The organism is Empedobacter sp. GD03739, assembly GCF_029843245.1.
Lineage (GTDB): Bacteria > Bacteroidota > Bacteroidia > Flavobacteriales > Weeksellaceae > Empedobacter > Empedobacter falsenii_B.
In genome coordinates, this window is record NZ_JAOCHX010000097.1 from 1 (window position 1) to 1948 (window position 1948).

The 1948-nt window shown below is 31.3% G+C and carries 2 protein-coding genes; both read right to left on the bottom strand.

Translation table 11 applies throughout. From position 1 onward, the window contains the following. A partial coding sequence (locus tag N5E64_RS15525; protein ID WP_280038297.1) for a hypothetical protein occupies positions 1 to 482 on the bottom strand: 482 nt, incomplete at its 3' end. A 97-nt stretch (positions 483 to 579) separates the two neighbouring features. Further along, positions 580 to 1797: a site-specific integrase gene (locus N5E64_RS15530; protein WP_280038298.1), complete on the bottom strand. Its 1218-nt coding sequence runs from the start codon at positions 1795 to 1797 to the stop codon at positions 580 to 582. Between the last annotated feature and the right edge of the window lie 151 nt (positions 1798 to 1948).

Here is a 1948-nt window from a genome sequence, read left to right on the forward strand (position 1 = left end):
GTTAAGAAAAAGATTTGATCGCAATAATCTTCCATCTGTTCCAAATTTTTCTGCGTTTTATAAAAAGAAAAATATCGTTCTTCTGAATCTGCATTGATGTATCTCGGTGCAGGTCTTTCTTCGTCTTTAATCTCTATTGGTTTATATAAACCTAATCGAATTATTTCTGTTGAAGTATAAATTTTCATTAAACGAGTTTTATTTCTTCCTTTTTCAAACAGAAATTCATTTACTGAAACTAACTTTTCAAACTTATTAATCCAATGTAGCTTATCTTTTGCATATAAAAGTTGATGTTTGATAAAATCAGCAATTTCAGAATGAGAAATCTCAAATATTTTGTCAATTAATGCTTGACAATACCCGTCATTTGTAAGAGGTTCTTCCTCTATAATATCAAATTCTTCTGACTTTACATTGTGTAAAGCAACTTGTGTAAACTCTTTGAATTGTACAGTTTCTTTTATCAAATACTTCATCATAAATTAAGTTTTAGCAATTAACCTTTTATAGTGTAATTTGATGTAAATTAACATATTACAAAGACAAAATGTGTCGCTGGAGAGATTATTTGCTTTCTTATTTTATATATTGCTCTACTGCTTTATCTAATTCGTCGTTTACGATTTTTGCATAGATTTGAGTTGTTCCAATATCTGAGTGATCTAACAATTTTGAAACGTACTCAATACGCATTCCGTTAGCTAAAGCTTGGGTTGCAAATGTATGTCGGCTTAAATGGAATGATAACGAGAATGGAAATTCTAATTCTTTACCGATTCTACGCAATTTCTGACCACATAAAGTATTTTTGGCAGCTATTACTTTTAGTTGGTATTCGTTGGATTGTTCGAAGAAATTTGCTTCTGAAATGATTGGAAAAATAAAATCATCTGATTCGGAAGTTTCTTTCTTGTATTTGTTTAAAATCTCTAAAGCCGATTGACCTACTTTGAATTGATGTGAACGTTTCGTTTTACGAATGTTTAATCTGATACGTTGTTCGTTTTCATCATAGTTTTTCCATTGTAAGGTAACGACATCACCAAAACGTAATCCACCCGCATAACAACTGAAAATAAACATATCACGGAAATACGTATCTGTTTGACCAGATGAACTCTTGTGATTTTTTAGCTGCTCTATTTGTTCTTTGTTTAAAAACAGTCTTGTACTCTTGTCTTTTTTGATTCTTACACTCGCAAACGGATAAGTATTTAAAGTGATGACTTCTTCACGAATGGCATCTTTAAACATTATCGCCAGAATATTTAAAGCATAATGCATAGTTGTAGAACCATTCTTTAAACGATTGCTCATAAAATTGACATAATCATTTAAAACTGTTACTGTGATATCTTCAAAGTAGATTTCGTTTGTACCTAAAAACTTCTCGAACTTTTGAATATTCATTTTATAAGCTTTATAGGTTTGAGGTGATACATTCCCTCTGATACGTTCACAACGCTCGTAAGCATATTCAAAGAAATTCTTAATATCTTTTCCTTTGATCGCTTCTTTTAATCGCTTAGCGGAGATATTTCCACGCTTTCGCTCGTTATCAGCAACCATTGCTTCTGCATCTGCAATCTTTTGAGATAAGAAAGCATTCATTCTCGTTGAATTGGGATAATTGCGTTTTACTTTTTGTTTGACATCATCCCATTCGTTTTCTTTCAACTTTACTCCAGTTGCTATAAATTTTGTTTTACGATCCTTGATTAACCGGATATACAATGGACTGTGCCCTGTTTTATCTTCTTGGTTGGTGCGAAGTACTAATTTGATTGAAGCCATTGGATTTTGAATTATGGTTTAAAAATCTATTTTTATAAACGAATGCAATCAAGTGAATTTTTTTTGTAACTTGCTGATGCAAACGAATGTAACGTGATTCTAAGGTACAACAATTGGTACAACAAATCAAGGATTTCAATGCGTTAGAGTA

What these genes read in the sequence shown, in the direction of transcription:
- N5E64_RS15530 (WP_280038298.1), bottom strand. Translation starts at nt 1,797, where the DNA reads ATGGCTTCAATCAAATTAGTACTTCGCACCAACCAAGAAGATAAAACA.